This is a genomic window from Bradyrhizobium sp. HKCCYLS3013 (genome assembly GCF_051167615.1).
Classification (GTDB): Bacteria; Pseudomonadota; Alphaproteobacteria; order Rhizobiales; family Xanthobacteraceae; genus Bradyrhizobium.
Genome location: NZ_JBNPTK010000015.1, coordinates 144,281 through 163,561, shown reverse-complemented (window position 1 = coordinate 163,561; position 19,281 = coordinate 144,281). Strand labels below are relative to the sequence as shown.

Sequence of the window (19,281 nt, the reverse complement as noted above, 5' to 3'; positions counted from 1 at the left end):
TTGAGGTACCCCATTCCGCCCGGGATACTTCGATACCATCCGACCAAAGACTGCAAGATGTCCTGAGGCAACCTTCTGGTTGTGCCTAATGCTCCGTTACTTTACGGGGATTCCGCGAAACCGTCGGCTCAAGCGATCGCCTGGAGATAGCGCCGCACCGAGCGATCGAACGCCGCCTTGGCATCGTCGGCGACGTTCTTCTGCCACCAGGCGCCGTAGATGCGATCGAAGGCGAGCGGCGCGACCGCATCGGCGATGCGGCGCACGGCGGCGGCGCCGAGCGGGATGTAGTTCGGGTAGGAGTACATGAAGCTGACATGGCGGCGATCCATCGCCACCATCGCGATGTCGCCGGTCAACAGCGCGCCCTTGCCGTCGGCGCCGTTGCGCCAGTGCAGGATGGTGGCGCCGGCGAAATGCCCGCCGGTCCGCAGCAGCACGATGTCGTCCGAGAGCGCGAGGCGGTCGCCGGTCCACGGCACGATCGCGGGATGCGGCCGGGTGACGAAGGCGCGGTCGTCACCATGCAGATAGATCGGCGCGTTGCCGAATGCCGCGCTCCAATCGGCGACCGCTCCATAATAGTGCGGATGCGACACGGCGATGGCCTTCAGCCCGCCCAGCGAGCGGACATGGGCAATGGCCGCATCCGTCGCCAGCGGAATGCAGTCCCACATCACGCAGCCGTCCGGCTCGGGAACGAGCAGCGCGCGCTGACCGATCGCGAAGCCCGGCTCCAGAGCAAGGCCGGTGAGGCCGTCATCGTCGCGCCAAACGACCTGATGCCGTTCGGCGAGGTCGTCGCGGTTGAGGAAGCTCTGTCCCTTCCAGTTCACATATTGCCGCTCGTCCTCGCAGACGACGCAATGGCGGGGCGGCGCTGCCGTATCGGGAAACTGCGCGCCGCATTGAAAGCAGGTCCAGAGAGGCATGGATCACCGATCGTCGAGATGGGATTGCGGAGGATAGCACGCCGACCATCCCGGAACACCGTCGCGCGCGGCTTCGTGATTGCCGAGAGCATGATCCGGAAAAGTGGAAACCGGTTTTCCGAAAAGATCATGCTCAAGCAAGGAGACGAGAGCATGATGCGTTTCCGGGGACACGCATCATGCTCTAGTGTCGCCGGACCGCACGACAGGAGTTCTCGACATGCCGACCACGCTGCGCCGCGCCTACGTTCACCGCCTGCCGATGCGGAGCCCGGACGATGTCGGCGCGCTCGCGGCCGCAATCGCGCAAGGCGCGATCGATCCCGCGGGGATCGTCGCCATTCTCGGCAAGACCGAGGGCAATGGCTGCGTCAATGACTTCACCCGCGCCTTCGCCGTGCGCTCTCTGGAGGCGCTGCTCGGCCGATATCTCGCAGCCGACGCCGTGCGGCAGATCGCGATGGTGATGTCCGGCGGCACCGAGGGCGCGCTGTCGCCGCACATGATCGTGTTCGAGGCACGCGACGGCGGGGACGCCGCAGAGCCACGCGATGTCCCGACATCGCTGGCGCTGGGGCGCGCGCGCACGCCGGTGCTGGCGGGCGAGCATCTCGGCCGCATGCAGCAGGTCGAGCTCGTGGCCGCCGGCGTGCGTGCGGCGATGGCCGACGCCGGCATCGACGATCCCGCCGACGTTCACTACGTACAGGTGAAATGCCCGCTGCTGACGATGGAGCGGATCGAGGCGGTCGAGGCCCGGGGACAGCGCACCGCCGTGCGCGATACGTTGAAGTCGATGGGCTTTTCGCGCGGCGCCTCGGCGCTCGGGGTCGCCGTCGCGCTCGGCGAGCTCGCAGCCGGCGATCTCTCCGATGCGACGATCTGCGCGGATGTCTCGCGCTACAGCGGGCGCGCGGCCACCTCGGGCGGCGTCGAGCTGCTCGACCACGAGATCATGGTGGCCGGCATGTCGGCCAAGTGGAGCGGGCCGCTCGCGATCGATCATGCCGTCATGGGCGATGCCATCGACATCGAGCCGGCGCGGCAGGCGCTCGCCCGGCTCGGCCTGAACGTGACGGGCCAGGTGCCGGCGGCCGATCGCAGCCGCATCGCCGCGGTGCTCGCCAAGGCGGAGGCGGCGCAGAGCGGCCGGCTGCGCGGCCAGCGGCATACCATGCTCGACGACAGCGACGTCTCCTCGACCCGCCATGCCCGCGCCTTCGTCGGCGGCGCGCTGGCCGGGCTGTTTGGCTTCACCGACCTGTTCGTCTCGGGCGGCGCTGAGCACCAGGGCCCTGACGGCGGCGGGCCGGTCGCGGTGATCGTCGCGCGCGGCTAGATCGGCGGTATCGAGATCCGGCAGGCGCCGCTCCCGCCGTTTGCGGAGACCTCGCGGGAGTTTGGGCGCGACCGGTAACGAATAACCAACAGACCCTTACCTGCGACTGATTATCACATGCATTAGGTACGATCATCCCAGGCGGGCCACCAGCGCAACCCGTTTTGGTCGAATTTCGAGGACTTGTTGAGAGGCGTTCGCAACAGGAGTGATCCTGATGGCGAATCCACGAACAAGATTTGTCCTTGAGTAGCCATTGGGGTGGTTGAGTATGGGTCGAGCCGTCTTTCCAGCAAGCTTGCGCGGGGGCACCGCGCTTCGAGGCGATCCCTCCGCTGATGTATCGGGGGTCAAGGTGTCGGCGGTCGCGGGGCTGATCGCCGTCGCCTCGTTCTCCGGCGCCGAGGCGCAGCAGGCGCCCCTGCCCTCCGTCACCGTCGAAGCGCCGGCCGCGCGCGCCAAGCCGGCGCCGTCGCGGCCGTCGGCCGACCAGGTCCGCGCCCGCAGCGCGCTGCGCCGCGCGGCCCGCCAGCCGCAGCAGCCGCCGGCTCAGACCGGACCGCAGACGCCGCCCGACGCCAACCCTTACGCGGACGCGGCCGCGCCCTACAAGGTCGACCGCGTCGCTTCCGGCAAGTTCACCGAGAAGCTGGTGAACACGCCGAAGACCATCACCGTGATGAGCAAGGAGGTGCTGGAGGACAAGCACGTCACCACGCTGAAGGAGGTCGGCCGCTCGACCGCGGGCGTCACGCTCGGCTCGGGCGAAGGCGGCAACGCGTTCGGCGACCGCTTCTTCATCCGCGGCTTCGATGCCCGCAACGACATCTTCATCGACGGCATCCGCGATCCCGCCGTGTCGGTGCGCGAGAACTTCTTCACCGAGCAGGTCGAGATCCTGCGCGGTCCCGCCTCGGCCTATGCCGGCCGCGGCACCGCGGGAGGCGCCATCAACATCATCACCAAGCAGGCCGGCGACCGCAACTTCACCAACGCGGAGTCGACGCTGGGCACCGACCAGACCAAGCGCGTGACGCTGGACGTCAACCAGACGATCTCGCCGACCTTCTCGGTGCGCACCGGCGGCCTGTTCCAGGACGCCAATGTCGCGGGACGCGACCACGTCACCGACGACCGCTGGGGCGGCTTCATCTCAACCAAGTGGACGCCGACGGACTCGCTGAAGGTCACGACCAACTACGTCCACACCGACCTCTCCGGCTATCCGGACTTCGGCGTGCCGTTCTACAAGCAGGGCAACATTCCGGCGACCTCGGCCGGCATCCCGCGCAACAATTGGTACGGCTTCCTCAACCGCGACTTCCAGGCGGCGCGGCAGGATTTCGGCACGCTGGCCGGCGAGCTCAAGCTCAGCGACAGCGTCACCTTCACGAGCAAGCTGCGCGGCGAGCATTCCGAGCTGAACTACATCGGCACCCTGCCGAATGCGAGCGTGGCGGGAACGGCCAGCCCCGATCCGACCAAATGGTTCTTCAATGCCAGCGCGCAGAGCCGCTATCAGACCGTCGACAACTGGGCCAACCAGAACGACCTCACGTTCAAATACGACACCGGCCCGGTCAAGCACACCACCGTGGTCGGCACGGAGTTCTCCAAGGAGAACATCTCGATCGACCGCTACGCCGGGCTGACCTCGGAGGCGTTCGGCTCCCAGGGCACCACCGGCGGGGGCCTGCAGAACCAGAACATGTTCAGCCCCGCCTACACCAACCTGCCGTTCACGACCGTGCCGTTCCTGACCGGTAATCCGACTCGCTACGATGTCGACAGCAAGAGCGCCTATGTGATCGACACCGCGAACTGGCGCGACACCATCATCCTCACCGGCGGCCTGCGCTATGACGGCTATGCGATGCGCTCGTCGAACAACACCGCCTCGGCGACCGTCGATTCCGACCTGATCAACTACAATCTCGGCCTCGTCTACAAGCCGCTGCCGATCGGCAGCCTCTATGCCGCCTATGCGACCTCCGCCAATCCGTTCGGCTCCGAGCTCGACGGCACCGCGACCGACTACGGCGGCATTCCGCCGAACAGCACCATCATCCTCGGGCCGGAGCGCAACAAGGGCGCCGAGATCGGCACCAAATGGGAGCTGGTCGACCGCCATCTGCTGGTGACCGGCGCGCTGTTCCAGACGGTGAAGGAGAACGCCCGCGAGACCGTCAACGGGCTTTTGACCTCCGGCGCCGCCTACCGCATCCAGGGCATCGACATCGAGGCGGAAGGCAAGCTCACCGACCGCTGGAGCATCTTCGGCGGCCTGGTGCTGATGCAGTCCAAGGTGACGCAGAGCGGCGTCGCGTCCAATACCGGACTGCAGCTCGCCAACATCGCGCACCAGTCGCTGAGCGTGCTGACCAAGTACAAGTTCGACGACGGCTGGGAGATCGGCGGCCAGGCCGTCTACCGCTCGAAAGTGTTCGGCGGCACGTTCGCGGCCAACACCGGCAACGAGCTGCCGAGCTACTGGCGGTTCGATGCCTTCGTGGAGAAGCAGATCGACAAGAACTGGAGCATGAAGGTCTATGCCCAGAACCTCACCAACCAGCTCTATTACGACACCTTCTACCGCAGCAACGTGCCGTTCACCCAGGTCGCTCCCGGCCGTGCGTTCTACCTGATCACGACGGCGAAGTTCTAAGGCCGCGCGCGTCCCGGTCGGGAAACAGATTCGCCAGATTCCCGCCGCATCTCGCGATGCGGCGGGCAGCAGCTCGAACCGCAGATCGCCGGAGTGATCATCAAGCGCACGATTTACCTCGCGGGACGGGGTGCAGGCCGGCCAATTCTCCCATCAGCAATTGAATGATGGAGATCAGCTCAACCAGGAGGTTTCAAGTGTTGCCGTGACGTGACACTTTGCGAACAACTCTCATTTTCAGAAATGGATGGAAACTTTTCGCATTCCGGCCACCGGCGGAACCAGCTTTGGACCGCTTTCCCCCGCTTCTTGACTTGCATTCGCAACAGGCGCGCGCCGGTTGCGGGCGTTCAAACGAACCCAAGTCAGAGTTTTGCGTAACGAATGGGGTGGTCGAGTATGGGTAAGGCAATCTTTCCAAGGAGCTTGCGAGGGGCAAGCGGGCACGAGTGGGAGCCATCTCCCGAGATTTCCGGTGTGAAAGTCTCGGCCGTCGCGAGCCTGATCGCGGTTGCCTCGTTCTCCAGTGCCGAAGCCCAGCAGGCGCCGCTGCCGTCCGTCACAGTCGAAGCCCCGGTGGCACGTCCCAAGCCGGCCGCCTCGCGCCCGACCGCGGACCAGGTCCGCGCCCGCGACGCGATGCGCCGCGCCGCCCGCCAGCAACAACAGCAGCAGGCCGCGGCGCCGAAGAGCAATCTGCCGCCCGACCGCAACCCCTATTCCAGCCCCGCCTCCGACTACAAGGGCGAGCGGCTGCAGGCCTCCGGCAAGTTTCCGGAGAAGCTGCTCAACACGCCGAAGACGGTGACGGTGCTGAGCAAGGAGATCCTGGCCGACAAGAACTCCACCAGCCTCAAATCCGCCGTGCTTTCCACCGCCGGCGTGACGCTCGGCACCGGCGAAGGCGGCAACGCGTTCGGCGACCGCTTCTTCATCCGCGGCTTCGACGCCCGCAACGACGTCTTCATCGACGGCGTGCGTGACGCCGGCGTCTCCGTGCGCGAGAACTTCTTCACCGAGCAGGTCGAGATCCTGCGCGGCCCGAACTCCTCGTTCGCCGGCCGCGGCACCACCGGCGGCGCCATCAACATCGTGACCAAGCAGGCCACGACCGAGAACAGCTTCTACAACATGGACACCACGCTCGGCACCGACCGCACCAAGCGCGTGGTGATCGACGTCAACCAGAAGATCACGCCGACCTTCGCCGCGCGCGTCGGCGGCCTGTTCCAGGATGCCGGCGTCGCGGGCCGCGACTACGTCACCGACAACCGCAACGGCGGCTTCATCGCCACCAAGTGGACGCCGCTCGACACCGTGACGCTGTCCGCCAACTACATCCACAACGAGGTGACGGGACGTCCGGACTTCGGCGTGCCGTACTATCGGCCGAGCACGCTCACCGCCGGCGCGCCGTTCCCCGAGGTCGGCGCGCCGCGCAACGCCTGGTACGGCTTCGTCAACCGCGACTTCTCGCGCGTCGGCCAGGACATCGGCACGCTCAATGCCGAGGTGAAGGTCACCCCCGACCTGACGATCTCCGACAAGTTCCGGGTATCGCGCTCGACCCTGAACTATATCGGTACGCTGCCGGAAGGCCCGACGCTCACCGATCCGCTGTCGAACTCGGTGATCCGGGCCAATCCGCAGAGCCGCTTCCAGCAGACCGACGTGCTCGCCAACCAGCTCGAGGCGACCTACAAGTTCGACACCGGCAACTTCAGGCATACCGTGCTCGCCGGCCTCGAGGTCTCGCAGGAAAAGGCGCTCATCAACAGCTACACCGGCCTGACCTCCGAGCAGCAGGGCCTCGCGTTCGCCGGCAGCGGTTCGCTGTCGGGCGTGAGCGTGTTCAACCCGCAGTTCACCAACCTGCCGTTCGGCATTCCGTCGCTGGGACAATTCCCGACGAACGTGAAGATCGACTCGGCGAGCGTCTACGCCCTGGACAGCGTCAACTACCGCGATCTCGTCATCCTCAACGGCGGCGTGCGCTATGACAAATACGACGTTCGGGTCGATGGCTTCGGGACCGTCAACGGCGTCGCCAACACGCCGGGCTCGACCGCGGCCTCCAGCGGCATGCCGAACTTCAACGTCGGCATGACATTGAAGCCGGTGCCCTACGCCAGCTTCTATGCGGCCTACGCCACCTCGTCGAATCCGGTCGGCGCGGAGTTCGATGGTCTCAGCCCGCAATATGGCGGCCTGTCGGCGGTGACCAATGGCGGCGCCAACCAGATCTTCGGGCCCGAGAAGAATACCTCCATCGAGATCGGCACCAAGTGGGAGCTGCTCGACGGCCGTCTGCTGGTCACGGGAGCGCTGTTCCAGACCGAGAAGGAGAACGCCCGCGAGTCGCGCAACATTACCAGCGCCGCGCAGGCCACCGCGGACTGCCCGTATCCGGCAGGCACCGTCGGCTCCGTGCCGTGTCTTTCGGCCGGCGCCGCCTACCGCATCCGCGGCATCGACCTGCAGGCCGGCGGCAAGCTGACCGACAAATGGAGCATCTTCGGCGGCATCGTGCTGATGCAGTCGGAGGTGACGAAGTCGAACATCCCGCCGGCCAACACCGCGCTGTTCACCAGCAATGTCGGCCTGCAGCTCGCCAACACCGCGCACCAGTCGTTCAGCCTGCTGACGAAGTACCAGATCAACGACACCTGGGAGATCGGCGGCCAGGCGGTGTACCGCTCGAAGATCTTCGGCGGCACCTGGCTGGCGGCGAACCAGGGCACGGAGCTGCCGAGCTACTGGCGCTTCGACGCGTTCGCGGAAGCCAAGATCGACAAGAACTGGACGGCGAAGCTGTTCGTTGCCAACATCTTCGACAAGCTCTACTACGACGCTCTCTATCAGAGTGCCACCCCGTTCGTGCTCGTCGGTCCGGGACGAAGCGCATCGATCGTCCTGTCAGGACGGTTCTGATCGCACACCCAAGCCGGGGCCTACATCAAGTGATGAGTTCATGCTGATCTGTGTCCCCGGAATTCTGAGCAAAGACGATGTGGCGGATTTCCGCCGCATCATGGACTCCAGCGACTGGGAGGACGGCCGCTCGACGGCCGGCGCCCAGTCGGCCATGGTCAAGCGCAACGAGCAGTTGCCGCCCGACAGCGAGGTGGCGCGCAAGCTCGGCCACCGCATCATCTCGGCGATGACCGCCAATCCCCGCTTTCTCGCCGCCGCGATCCCGCAGCAGATCTTCCCGCCGCTGTTCAACCGCTACAGCGCGGAGTCGGGCCACCATTTCGGCATCCACGTCGACAACGCGGTCCGCGGCGACAAGCTCACCGGCCTGCGCATTCGCACCGACCTCTCGGTCACGCTATTCCTCTCCGAGCCGGAGGACTACGACGGCGGCGAGCTGGTGATCGAGGATCTCTACGGCTCGCACGAGGTGAAGCTGCCGGCCGGCGACCTCGTGCTGTATCCCGCCTCGAGCCTGCACATGGTGACGCCGGTGACGCGCGGCGTCCGCGTCGCCTCCTTCTTCTGGCTGCAGAGCATGATCCGCGATCCGCTGGCGCGCAGCATGATCTTCGATCTCGATACGACGATCCAGGGTTTGTCGCAGCGGATGGGGCGCGACGATCCGGAAATGGTGCGGCTGACCGGCCTTTATCACAACCTGATCCGCTACTGGGCGGAGAACTGAACTTCCGTCCCCAATCGCGCCGATCACGTTGAGTTCGATCGCCTTTGAGCCGGGTTGCACGAGATGCAGCCCGGCTCATTCGTTTGGATGGCGACCGCTCGCTGCAGCACTGTTCTCGGCGCGCTCGCGATGGACCGCCATCCGAGCTCACATTCGGTAGCTATGCCGGAGAGATTGTGCGTTTCGCGAACTACCGCCATTCCCTTGCGGCCGACATCGACGTTGATCACGACGAAACGAGAGTCGCGCGGCGCACGCTATCTTTCGAACCGTGCCGATCTCAGCAGCACTATGATTCGGTCCCGAGGCCTTCTGGCTTGTCGGACGGCATCACAGATGCACGCACAAGTGCTCTCACCGGCCGAACGGGCCCATCACGCCCGCACCGACTAATTAGAATTGATGGAAGACCGAACGGCGGCATTTGCGTGACAGGCAGCCGCATTGGCGACGCTGCGCAAGGCGCATCCGCCTCACAGCAGGACTTTCAGGGAGTTAAGACGCGATGCACGCCATCGCGGGCTGTTACGCAGGTCGCACGATTCGATTTTTCGTTTGGCATCGCACCCACGGCGGCAACTGCCGGCGTCGATGTTCCCGCTTTGAGTCAACGCGGCGTCTCAAAACAGCCGGGTTAGGACTGGAAACATTACGGAGCGGTTAACTACCAAGGGGTGTTCAGCAACATGTTCAGGATCGTTCTTCAAGTAGGAGCGGTGATCGCAGCGGTTTCGGCCGGCGCCATGGCGCATGCCGAGCAGCCGGCCACATCGCCGAGACCTGGCCAGGCTGCAACAGCGCCGCAGACCACAGCATCAAATCCAGCGAATGCGACCGGAGCGAAAGCCGCTCAGACTCCGACGACAGCCGCCACCGCGCAGGCGCCTGCAGTTGCGCCCGTCAACACCGCGGCCGGTGCGTCGACTCCCGCTGCGCATGCGGCTCCGGCTCAGAGCATGGCACCGAAGCCGGTGACGACGGGACAGGCATCCACGGCGCCGGCCGTTGCCCAGGCCGCGCCCGCGCCGCAGGTCGCGGCGCCTGCGCCCGCGGCTCCGACGACCAGCGGCGTCGCACCGACGGCTGCGCCGGCTCCGTCTGCTTCCACGCCGCAAGCCGCGGCACCGAGCCAGCCGCCGGCGGCCGCAACGACCGACACCCAACCGTCGACGGCGGCCGAAGCCGTGACTGACGCGGCAGCGGGCGACAAGGCGAAGGACCAGGCAGAGAAGCCGGCGCAAGGCGGCGCGCAACCGTCAGCTCACGTTCCGCATGATCTGTCGCCGTGGTCGATGTTCCTGGCCGCCGACGTTCTCGTGAAGTCGGTCATGATGGGGCTTGCGCTCGCCTCGCTCGCGACCTGGACCGTCTTCATCGCCAAGACCATCGAGTTCTCCATCCTGCGCCGGAAGCTGAGCCGCGCGCTGCGCAAGGTCGATGACGTACGCTGGCTGTCGGAAGCCAAGCTCGCGCTGGGATCACGGCAGAACGTGCTGACGACCCTGATCGATGCCGCCATGCACGAAATCAGGATGTCGTCCGAGCTGCCGTCTCACGGCGTCAACGAGCGCGCTGCGTCGAGCTTCTCCGAGATCGTGCGTGCCGAGGGCCGGCGTTGCCGGACCGGCATGGGCCTGCTCGCCACGATCGGCTCGATCTCGCCCTTCGTCGGCCTGTTCGGCACGGTCTGGGGTATCATGAACAGCTTCATCGGCATCTCGAAGTCGCAGACCACCAACCTCGCCGTCGTCGCGCCCGGCATCGCCGAAGCGCTGCTCGCAACCGCCATCGGCCTCGTCGCCGCGATCCCGGCCGTGATCATCTACAATCACTTCACGCGGGTGACGAAAGGCTACATGGAGCTCGTGAACCGGTCATCCGGCGCCACCGCCCGGATGTTGTCGCGCGATCTGGATCGCGGCCAGAGCCACCACAGCAGCCATCACGGCGAGCGCTTCGAGCCGATCCACGTCCACTCAGCGCCTCCGATGGCGCTGGCAGCGGAGTAGCTCCATGGCCGTTTCTCTCTCGGAAGGCGATGGCGACGATGATCTCGGCGAGACCAGCGACATCAACGTCACGCCCTTCATCGACGTGATCCTGGTGCTGCTGATCATCTTCATGGTGGCGGCACCCCTGTCGACGGTCGACGTGCCTGTCGATCTCCCGACATCGACGGCCACGCCGCAGAAGAAGCCGGACAAGCCGATCTATGTCAGCATCAAGCCGGATCTGACACTGTTCGTCGGCGAGGAGCAGGTGAAACGGGCGAGCCTGGTGAGCACCCTCGAACACATCCCCGAGGCAGCGAAGGACAAGTTCATCTTCCTGCGCGCCGACCGGGGCGTGGCGTATGGGGAACTGATGGACGTGATGGAGCTGCTGCGGACCGGCGGCTATCCGAAGATCAAGCTCGTGACTGTCGAAGGCGTCTCACAGGCCGCCGCCCAGGCTGCACATTGAAACCAGTGAAACGACGGAAGTGAAGAATGGTCGAACACAAGTATCAGGGAGCGTCGCGCCGCTTGTGGATCTCAGCCGCGATCGGTGCCCTCATGCTGCACGGTGGGGGCGCCGCGCTCGCGGTCGTCCATCTCAGCGGCAATGACGCGGACGGCGGCCTCGGCGCGGCCGGCGCCGAATTCGCGCTCGAGATGGCCTCGCCGCAGGTCGAGGACAACGATCTTCCGCCGGGTCCCGACAGCGACGCGGCCGAAGCTGCGCCGGAGCAGATGCAGCAGACCGCCGAGGTCAAGGAGTCCGACGCCGTCAAGGACAAGCCGACCGAAACCGAGGAGGAGGCCGATCGGGTCGTCACGCAGAACGAACCTAAGAAGCCGGAGAAGGAGGAACAGCAGCAGGCGACCCAGCAGGCCGAGGCGTCGGTCGCATCTGCCGCGCAGGAAGAATCGGCCCGCAAGGCGCTGGACGAGGCCGCACCGCCGGCCGAGACGGCCAAGGCCCCCAATCCGGGAATGGGCAAGGACAAGCAGAAGCTGACCAACGATTGGGGCCGCAAGATCAGCGCCTATTTCGAGCTGCACAAGCGCTATCCGGAAGGCAAGAAGCACAATGGCACGGTCAAGGTGGCGCTGGTGCTGAGCCGGGCCGGCAAGGTGGTGTCCGCGTCCGTCATGCAGTCGTGCGGCGACTCGATGTTCGATGATGCCGCGCTGGCGATGATCCGCCGCTCCGACCCTGTGCCTGCACCGCCGTCCGGACTGACGGACGATCAGTTCAGCTTCAGCCTCGACGTGAACTTCAATCAGAAGAAATAGTCGCGGCCGGACTGCCGCGCAGATCCGGACCTGGCAGCGCTCACGTCGTGGGCGCTGCATTTCATTTTGGAGACTGGAGCCGGGCACTCCCGCTGCGCGTCCACCCGTTGCAGGGGAGCTATACTACACGGCGAAGCCAGAGCGGGAAACTCCGGCTTCCAGGCTTGCGGCCTTGCCCGGGGGATGACTGTTGGCTGCGTCACGACAAGAAGCGCGATCTCCAGGCACGTCCTCAGAAGACCACAGATGCCGCGCGCGGGTGCGTGCCGGGCTGCCGATCAGTACTGCACCCGGGCGCCGACCTGCACCACGGTCGCCGACAGATTGTTTTCGCGGAAGTTGGAGCGCGTCTCCTCGCGCCGGACGCTGGCCCTGAGCTGCAGCAGGCGCGAGAACTTGTAGAGCATGCCGAGCTCGACCAGATAGCGGTTGTCGACCCGCGTCGTGCCGGTGAACGCGTCCTCGCCATAGCCGGCGAGGAACGTGCCGATGAGCCAGGGCTCGAACTGATGCTCGACGCCGACGGTGACGTCGCGCTTGAGCACGCCGGAAATGCCGGGCTCGGTAATCTCCACCACCTGCGACTTGGCCCCCAGCGCGATCGCCGTCTCCTTGGCGAACTGCCATGTCAGATTGGCATCGGCAATGAAGCCGTTGACCGGCTTGAGCATCGGATCCTGGTAGCGGCGCGTCAGGTAGCCGACGGCGACGTCGCCGGTCAGCTTGTCGGCGTAGTTGAATGTCACGCCGGCCTCGACCGCCGTCCCGGTGGAGTCGCGGCGGAAGCCTTCGGCATCGACCGCGATGTCGTGAACGCGGCGATCGATGGCGACGTCGACGAAGGGGCGGATCTCCGGCGTCAGATTGTAGGTGATGCGGCTCTGCGAGCCGTATTGGACGAAGTTGCGATCGGCATTGCTGACGATCTGGCCGTCGACGAGCGGCGCGTTCTGGAACGCGACGCGGTCGATCGCGGCCTTGGTCGAGACCTCGACCTCATCGAACCGCTTGGTGACGCCGGCGGAGCCGCCGACGGTGGAGGCCAGCGGAATCCTGGCGAACCGGCCGGCGAAGCGCGGCGTGCCGGGATCATCGGCATCGACGGCAACGTGGCCCTCGCCGTTGAGCGCAAACGTATCGGTGATGTCGTAGCGCCCATTCACCTTGGCGTCGACGGTAGGCCTGCTGAGCTGCCGGAGCTTTGCATAGTCGATGTAGCCGACGCGCACATCGGCGTTGAGCAGATGCCGCTCGAACTGAGAGCGCACGAGCAGGACCGGCGCAACGCTGACGAAGGCCGAGCCCTTGCCCTGCGGCACACGGCCGGGATTGCTGTCGAAGCCTGAGGACATTTCGAACGCAGGCTTGAGGATGAAGTTTCCCACCGTGATGCCCTTGGGCTCATAGGGGTCTTCCTCCATCATCGGCGGCTGCGGCTGATCCTGCGGCTTCTGCCCCTTGTTCACCGGCGGCAGCCGCATCTTCGGCTTGTCGGCCAGAACGGGCGGAATCGGCTGTGCATCCTGTCGCGGAATCGGCGGCAGATTGCGCGGCAGCACGCCGCGCGTCGCCGGCGGCGGACTGACGGCGAACGCCAGCGCGTCCAGGCAGCGATTGGGGACGTTCGTGACCGACAACCGGCCCGGCGTCGACAGGCAGCCACCGACCAGAAGGCCGGCTGACGGTGTGCCGAAGAAGCCATTGCGGACAGGCGCCAGGCGCGGCGCCGGCTCACGGCGCGCGGCCTGTGGGAGCGCGCCCGCTCCGGCATCGACCGGAGATCGCGGCCGCGGCGGTGGAGCCTCGTCCTCCTGGGTGGCCGCCTTGGGCTCCGGCTCGACGCCACCAGGCGAAACGATCACCTGCGGAATGACCAGCGGTCCGTTGCCGTTGGCAGGCCGCGCCGGCTGCCGGCGGCGATTGGGGACGACCACCACCGGTCCGGCGTCGGAGGCACCGGGATCTGCATAGGCTCTCACCTGGCTGCCCGGAACGACGGTCTCAGCGGACGACGGCGCGGCTCCAAGCAGCGTCACGAGCAGCACGGTGATCGCCACCGTCTCCTCCTGGCATCGTGAGACGTCGCGACCGATGCCACGTCTGGAAGCGACCGTCTCTCGTGCTGCCCGTTCCAAAAAGCCTCGTCTCCGTCGAGTTCGGCAACCTGCGAAGCGCGGCGCCCGCGGCGTGACGCATTCCGGCATCACGGCGCCGCGGGACCGAAGGCCGGATCACTCGATGATCAGCGCGCCCTTGTTGCCCTGATGGAAATCGTCGAAGAATTCGTAGCGTCCCGGCTTCTGCGCCTTGACCTTCACGACGCCTTCCATGTTCGGCTTGATCACCGTTTCGAACTCCAGCGGCTCGCTCTCGAACTCGACCGGCGCGCCATCCAGATTCTTGACCTTGAACACGATCGGCGTGTTGGCCGGCGCCTTCATCTCCGCCGGCTGAAACTTGTTGTCCTTGACCGATATCTCGATGGTCGTCTCAGCCGCTCCTGCCGGCAGCGCGAACGCCGCGATCAACAGCACGGCGGCTCCCGCTGCCTGTCCCTTCCCAAAGAGATTCATGATTTATGTCCCTGTCCCGAATTCACCCGAATGTGCCGAACGTCTTCCGGCGCTCGCCTGCTTCGACGAGTCTCCGACACTTCATAGAACGACTATGAAGTCCCGAATGCGGCAATTTGCCGTGTCGAAATTTGACAACATCGTTGTGTGCGACAAAGCGCGCGAATTTATTAGTTGTTCGGCGTCGAGGCGCCGCGCAGACGCGTCGGCTCGAGCATCGCCGATGCGCGCCGAATGACAATGACGAACATCAGCGGTCTCCGCGGTCGGGAGCAGCACGATCACCTGAGTTCGCAGCTGTGCTGATATGAGACACGACAGGTCATGCAGCGCCGTCGCGCACGCCGCGAACCACACGAGGCTCACGATCGACCGCTTACGCTGCGTACAGCACCTGCATGATTCTCATGCACCGGCTCATCGAGACGAGTACGAGCGAGATGCACGAAGGAACGCGCTCGCACTGGTCTCATGCGGCATGGACCGCAATATGCGTGTGCGCCCATCCAGCTCGAGCCGTGTGCGGACGAGCCTCGCGCGCACCAGAAATGAAATCAGGCGCGGGCCTGCTCGCCCATATCGCCGGCGAGCGCACACGACCGATGCCCGCCGTCTCATCTGCCGACCCCCAGCCGCCTGTCGTGAACGCTGAGGGATCGCGGCATACGCGCAGGCTTCGCGGCGCCGGGCGCCGGATTCACGCGCAGGGGCGGCAGATCGGGGACGACGGATATTTGCTCCTCGTCCGCCACGGGCTCGGGCTCCGGGCTCTGGCGTGCGACGCTGCGCGCCGGCGCGGCGCGCATGATGCCCGGCACGCGCTTGCGTCCCGTGACCATCGCGCGCATCAGGTTCTCCCGCTGCAGCAAGCTCATCCACACCGTGCCGAGCACATGCACGGCGATCAGGGCGATGATGGCATTGGACGACAGCGCATGCGCCTGCTCGATCCAGCCGACGCCGAAGAACCGGACCGAGACCTGCATGACGCCGCTGATGGTCGAGACGATCAGAAGCGCGAGCATCACGACCAGCATCGCGGCCCCCGCCGGGTTCAGCCCGAGATAGCGTCCCGTCTCTCCGCGCAGCATGCCCACGATATACTGAGGCGCCGCCCGCAGCTTGAGGCTGATCCGCGCGAACAGCGAATGACGGCTGCCGATCAGCCCCCAGATCAGCCTGAAGGCGAGAAGACCGATGACGGCATAGCCCGCGAGGCGGTGCAGGCGATCGAAGGTGTTGGGCGTGACGCAGGCGACGAGCACGAAGGCCGCGAGCGACCAGTGCCAGACGCGCAGCGGAAAATCCCAGACCGCCACGGTCCCCGGACGTGAGTTCGCCGGCGTCGGGGAGGCGACGCTCCGCTGCGCCTGGCCTGCGTCACGCATGACCATCAGATCACTTCGCCTTGGTGTGCTTCAGCGCGAGGTCCTCGGGGCTGTAAAACAGCTCATAGAGCTTGCCGCCCTTGACACCGTAAACCTCGTAGCAGGTGCCCTCGATCTTGGTCTGCCGAACCTCGTAGCCCGCGGCCTTCGCCTTCGCCTCGGCTTCGGCGGTGGTCTTCCACGACGCCTTGTCGAGCCTGGTGCAATCCTTGTAGCCGTCGGCGAGCGCCGCGGAGCCCGACGCCAGACCCGCCGCCAAGACCACGCCTAACAGTTTGATGACCTTCATTATGAAATTCCTCCTCGAAGACTGCGCCATCGGCGCCAACAGCGCTCGATGCGCGGACTACAAAGGGGAGGGAGATTTCAACGAAACTTGGACGTCATCGTCCGCGGTGGATGGCCTCGACCACGCAGGCGCGGCTCGAAACGTTCCGCATCCGGCCGCAATGTCGCTGAGATGCGAACTCACATGCGGTCCAGTCAGGATCGAACCATGTCAGCAGGCTACTGATCTCTTCAGGACTCGACCCCGTGCCGGGTTCCCTGCGCGTTGCAACTGATATTGATTCGCAAGGATGTAGCAGCATCGTCGTGAGGCGTATGCGCTTTGCTCCCGCACAAGGCGTGGCCGGCGCGGCGTGCGGGACCACACTCCCGCCCGATTGCCGCTGTGACCATGGTGAGGCGAGAAAGGAACCGACAGCTACAAGGCTGCGACCTTAAGCCTCAGAAAAATTTTCTGAGGATCGCGATCGTTCGCACGACCAGATCGAGATCGGTGGTGGACGATGACGATGCGGCTGCTTGCGAACGGATCTAGCGGCCGTCAGACGCACATCCGTGCGGACAACGGCAAGGCCATCCTGATCCTGGACGCGGGCGATACTCTTGCCGACACGGACTGCCGACCAGGATGGCGAGTCGCTGCAGGAAAACGACGTCTCGGATGCCTCGGCAACGACGTCCCCGCTTGCGCCGGGATCTGCCATGGACGCGCGTCCGGACGAGCGGCCGTTGCCGGATGGCGGATCGTCCTTGCCGCCATCGCGCGACAGGCGCCGCCCTCAGCGATGGATCCTCGCGGAGCGACCGAGCTTGCGTCCCACGGTCGCGCGCAAGCCGACGCGCATCACGCGCCCGGCCGTTGGGAATCAGGGCTATCGCACTTGACGATACAAGTTTGAGGTCGGCTCCTTCCACACCGTCATGGCCGGGCTCCGTCCCGGCCATCCGCGTCGTTCGGCATCCTGGGAAGGACGTGGATGCCCGGGACGGAGCCCGGGCATGACGACGTGGAGGCAGCGCAGCGAAACACTCAGATCTTCATATGCGATAGCCCTGGTTGGGAATGGAGAGGTCGTCACTTCGTCCCGGAGAAGACGCGGCTGATGAAGTCGGAGCTCTCGGGCGACTTCGTCATCTCCGGCGAAGGCTCGGGCTGGGCCGGCGGCTCGGCTGGTACGGACCGGATCTGCGGTCGGTTTCGGACGGTGACGCTGCGCGTCGCCCGCGCCTCCTGCTCGCCTCCGTTCGGCTTGCTCACCGTGATCATGATCTTCTCGGAGATCACGGGCGGATCGAAGTTGAGATGCCTGGTGTCGCCCAGCACCAGCTGCAGCGTGTGCTTGCCGGGCGACAATTCGATCCGCGCCTCGGTCTCCCCCGCTGCGTAATGAACGTGCTTTTTGTCACGCGGAATCTCCTCGCCGGCCTGCATCGTCTCGTCGACGTCGACCAGAAGATGATGATGGCCACTGCCGGCGAAATCGTCGCCCGCATGGGTGACGCCCATGTTGCGCAGTCCGAAGCGGGCGATGAAGGGTCCGGTCACCGTCTCCCCGTCCGCAGGAGAGATGAAATACACGCGGGCATCCTTCGCGGCCTTCGTTCCCTTGGCCGGCGCCAATGACGGCGCGAGCACGAGCGACGCGATCAGGATGAAGTGGAGTCGCGCAGACATCGGCAGCATGCAGATCCCCTATGGTGAGAGCGCAACGCGGAAACCCAGCGTCGGATGCCGGATGCGGCCGTCATAGCGATCGCGACTGCCGGCCCGCGCATCGGCCGCGCCGTTCTTCCATGATCCCGAGCGGATGACGCGGGCATAGCTGCCCTCCTCGAGCCAGGCCGATCCATCCGCCGGCGCGCCCCTGTAGTTCTTGTGCCAGTTGTCGGCCACCCACTGGCCGACGCCGCCGCCCATGTCGAACAGGCCGTAAGGATTGGCCGGGACGCTGCCGATCTTCGGCGGCTGATCCGTCTCGGCATCGCCCGTGCCGTTGCAGCCCTTGCAACTGGCCATCCCCGGGCGCATGCGATCGCCCCACCAATAGCGGGTGCGCTGGCCGGCGCGCGCGGCATATTCCCACTCGGCCTCGGTCGGCAGCCGGAACGACTTGCCGGTCGCCTTCGACAGCCAGGCGAGATAGGCCTGCGTGTCGTCGTAGCTCAGGTTGGTGACCGGACGATCATCCGCAACGGCCGCGATGTCGGCGCAGCTTGCCGCCGCGACACACTGCTTCCACTCGCCGATCGTCACGGGATGCTTGCCGAGCGAGAACGGTCGCACGCTGACCTGATGCGACGGCTGCTCGGACTCGTCGTCGCCGCCCATCGCAAAACTGCCGCCGGCGATCGCAACCAGCTCGGGCACGAGCAGCTTCGGCTCGGCGTCCGGCGCCGGCGGGATCGCCGCGGTGCCGGATGATCGCGCCAGCGTTGCCTCGAGTGCAGGAGCCGGCTGACGCGGCGCGATGAAGGCGCTGGACGGCGATCGCGCAACGTCCTGGGGCGCGCTGGCGGCTTCCAGCAGGATCCGGCGCGGCGGAGGCAGCGGCGCGGCGGACTGCGCCTCCTGCTGCGAGCTCGATGATCCTGACCCAGGCGGCGCCTGAATCAGCAGCCTGATCTCGCGTAACGGCAGCAGCACGCCGCCGAGGAAGACGATGCCGAGGACCCCGACGCCGAGCGCTCCGCGGATCAGCTTCTTGCGACTTCCTGGAGCCGGTGCGAGGAGGACGTTCAGCCGGCCGCCCTCACCCGTCTCCTCCTGATCATCGTCGCTGCCGTCGTCCCATCTGTCCGGACCGGACGCCGCCGGCGCAAGCGACGGGCGCACCGGAGAGACTGGCGCAGCTTCTCGTCGAGCCGCACCCTCCGGCTCTGCGGTCTCCCATTCGGCATCGAGCGACTGCTCGAGCGCGCCGCACATCATCAGCAGCAGCCCGCCTTCGCTCTTGCCGGTCCAGCGCTCCTGCACCTCGGGACACTCGACCTGATCCTCGACGCGCAGGAAGCTCGGCGGACGCATCGGGCTGAGCGAGACCTGCACCGTGCGGCCGCAGCGCCGGCAAGCCACCGCGCGGGAATCCTCCGGCAGCGCATCCTCGGCGAGCTTGGGAGCCCGCAGCCATTGCAACGCTGAACTCTCGCTCATGCTGTC

The 19,281-nt window shown here is 66.0% G+C and carries 15 protein-coding genes; 7 read left to right on the top strand and 8 right to left on the bottom strand.

The window, feature by feature from the left end; translation table 11 throughout:
- Nucleotides 1-128 precede the first annotated feature (128 nt).
- Nucleotides 129-932 carry an MBL fold metallo-hydrolase gene (locus ACQR1F_RS24840; protein WP_434914029.1) on the bottom strand — a complete coding sequence of 268 codons (804 nt, stop codon included), beginning with the start codon at nucleotides 930-932 and terminating at the stop codon, nucleotides 129-131.
- A gap of 220 nt (nucleotides 933-1,152) precedes the next feature.
- Between ACQR1F_RS24840 and ACQR1F_RS24835 the strand changes: the two genes are divergently transcribed.
- The 4 genes from ACQR1F_RS24835 to ACQR1F_RS24820 all read left to right on the top strand — a co-directional run bounded on the left by ACQR1F_RS24835 (nucleotide 1,153) and on the right by ACQR1F_RS24820 (nucleotide 8,597).
- On the top strand, nucleotides 1,153-2,271 hold the full coding sequence (locus tag ACQR1F_RS24835) for a ring-opening amidohydrolase (protein WP_434914028.1): 1,119 nt from the start codon (nucleotides 1,153-1,155) through the stop codon (nucleotides 2,269-2,271).
- A gap of 271 nt (nucleotides 2,272-2,542) precedes the next feature.
- Complete coding sequence (locus ACQR1F_RS24830) at nucleotides 2,543-4,936, top strand: TonB-dependent receptor (protein ID WP_316236763.1); 2,394 nt, start codon at nucleotides 2,543-2,545, stop codon at nucleotides 4,934-4,936.
- Nucleotides 4,937-5,335: 399 nt separating this feature from the next.
- Nucleotides 5,336-7,867 carry a TonB-dependent receptor gene (locus tag ACQR1F_RS24825; RefSeq protein WP_434914027.1) on the top strand — a complete coding sequence of 844 codons (2,532 nt, stop codon included), beginning with the start codon at nucleotides 5,336-5,338 and terminating at the stop codon, nucleotides 7,865-7,867.
- Between the two features lie 40 nt (nucleotides 7,868-7,907).
- On the top strand, nucleotides 7,908-8,597 hold the full coding sequence (locus ACQR1F_RS24820) for a Fe2+-dependent dioxygenase (RefSeq protein WP_315802681.1): 690 nt from the start codon (nucleotides 7,908-7,910) through the stop codon (nucleotides 8,595-8,597).
- Nucleotides 8,598-9,546: 949 nt separating this feature from the next.
- Here ACQR1F_RS24820 and ACQR1F_RS24815 read toward each other — a convergent pair.
- Nucleotides 9,547-9,756, bottom strand: a complete 210-nt coding sequence (locus ACQR1F_RS24815; RefSeq protein ID WP_434893743.1) for a hypothetical protein — start codon at nucleotides 9,754-9,756, stop codon at nucleotides 9,547-9,549.
- Between the two features lie 25 nt (nucleotides 9,757-9,781).
- On the opposite strand from ACQR1F_RS24815, the gene exbB reads away from it, so the two are divergent.
- The 3 genes from exbB to ACQR1F_RS24800 are packed head-to-tail and all read left to right on the top strand — an operon-like array spanning nucleotide 9,782 to nucleotide 11,875.
- The gene (exbB, locus tag ACQR1F_RS24810) at nucleotides 9,782-10,606 is read left to right on the top strand and encodes a tonB-system energizer ExbB (protein WP_434893744.1); all 825 of its coding nucleotides are present in this window, start codon (nucleotides 9,782-9,784) and stop codon (nucleotides 10,604-10,606) included.
- Between the two features lie 4 nt (nucleotides 10,607-10,610).
- Nucleotides 10,611-11,060: a TonB system transport protein ExbD gene (exbD, locus tag ACQR1F_RS24805; RefSeq protein WP_315736414.1), complete on the top strand. Its 450-nt coding sequence runs from the start codon at nucleotides 10,611-10,613 to the stop codon at nucleotides 11,058-11,060.
- A 26-nt stretch (nucleotides 11,061-11,086) separates the two neighbouring features.
- The gene (locus ACQR1F_RS24800; protein WP_434914026.1) at nucleotides 11,087-11,875 is read left to right on the top strand and encodes a TonB family protein; all 789 of its coding nucleotides are present in this window, start codon (nucleotides 11,087-11,089) and stop codon (nucleotides 11,873-11,875) included.
- A gap of 278 nt (nucleotides 11,876-12,153) precedes the next feature.
- Here the strand turns inward: ACQR1F_RS24800 and ACQR1F_RS24795 are convergent, their stop codons facing one another.
- The 6 genes from ACQR1F_RS24795 to ACQR1F_RS24770 all read right to left on the bottom strand — a co-directional run bounded on the left by ACQR1F_RS24795 (nucleotide 12,154) and on the right by ACQR1F_RS24770 (nucleotide 19,275).
- Nucleotides 12,154-13,932: an outer membrane beta-barrel protein gene (locus tag ACQR1F_RS24795; RefSeq protein ID WP_434914025.1), complete on the bottom strand. Its 1,779-nt coding sequence runs from the start codon at nucleotides 13,930-13,932 to the stop codon at nucleotides 12,154-12,156.
- A gap of 174 nt (nucleotides 13,933-14,106) precedes the next feature.
- Nucleotides 14,107-14,448 (bottom strand): cupredoxin domain-containing protein, encoded by a 342-nt coding sequence (locus ACQR1F_RS24790; RefSeq protein ID WP_315802677.1) that lies wholly within the window; start codon nucleotides 14,446-14,448, stop codon nucleotides 14,107-14,109.
- A gap of 614 nt (nucleotides 14,449-15,062) precedes the next feature.
- Nucleotides 15,063-15,836, bottom strand: coding sequence for a cytochrome b/b6 domain-containing protein (locus ACQR1F_RS24785; RefSeq protein ID WP_315802869.1), 774 nt, complete (start codon nucleotides 15,834-15,836; stop codon nucleotides 15,063-15,065).
- A 10-nt stretch (nucleotides 15,837-15,846) separates the two neighbouring features.
- On the bottom strand, nucleotides 15,847-16,125 hold the full coding sequence (locus tag ACQR1F_RS24780; RefSeq protein ID WP_315802676.1) for a PepSY domain-containing protein: 279 nt from the start codon (nucleotides 16,123-16,125) through the stop codon (nucleotides 15,847-15,849).
- A 1,074-nt stretch (nucleotides 16,126-17,199) separates the two neighbouring features.
- Nucleotides 17,200-17,808: a DUF4399 domain-containing protein gene (locus ACQR1F_RS24775; RefSeq protein WP_434884686.1), complete on the bottom strand. Its 609-nt coding sequence runs from the start codon at nucleotides 17,806-17,808 to the stop codon at nucleotides 17,200-17,202.
- 9 nt (nucleotides 17,809-17,817) lie between these two features.
- The gene (locus tag ACQR1F_RS24770) at nucleotides 17,818-19,275 is read right to left on the bottom strand and encodes a formylglycine-generating enzyme family protein (protein WP_434873573.1); all 1,458 of its coding nucleotides are present in this window, start codon (nucleotides 19,273-19,275) and stop codon (nucleotides 17,818-17,820) included.
- Nucleotides 19,276-19,281 lie beyond the last annotated feature (6 nt).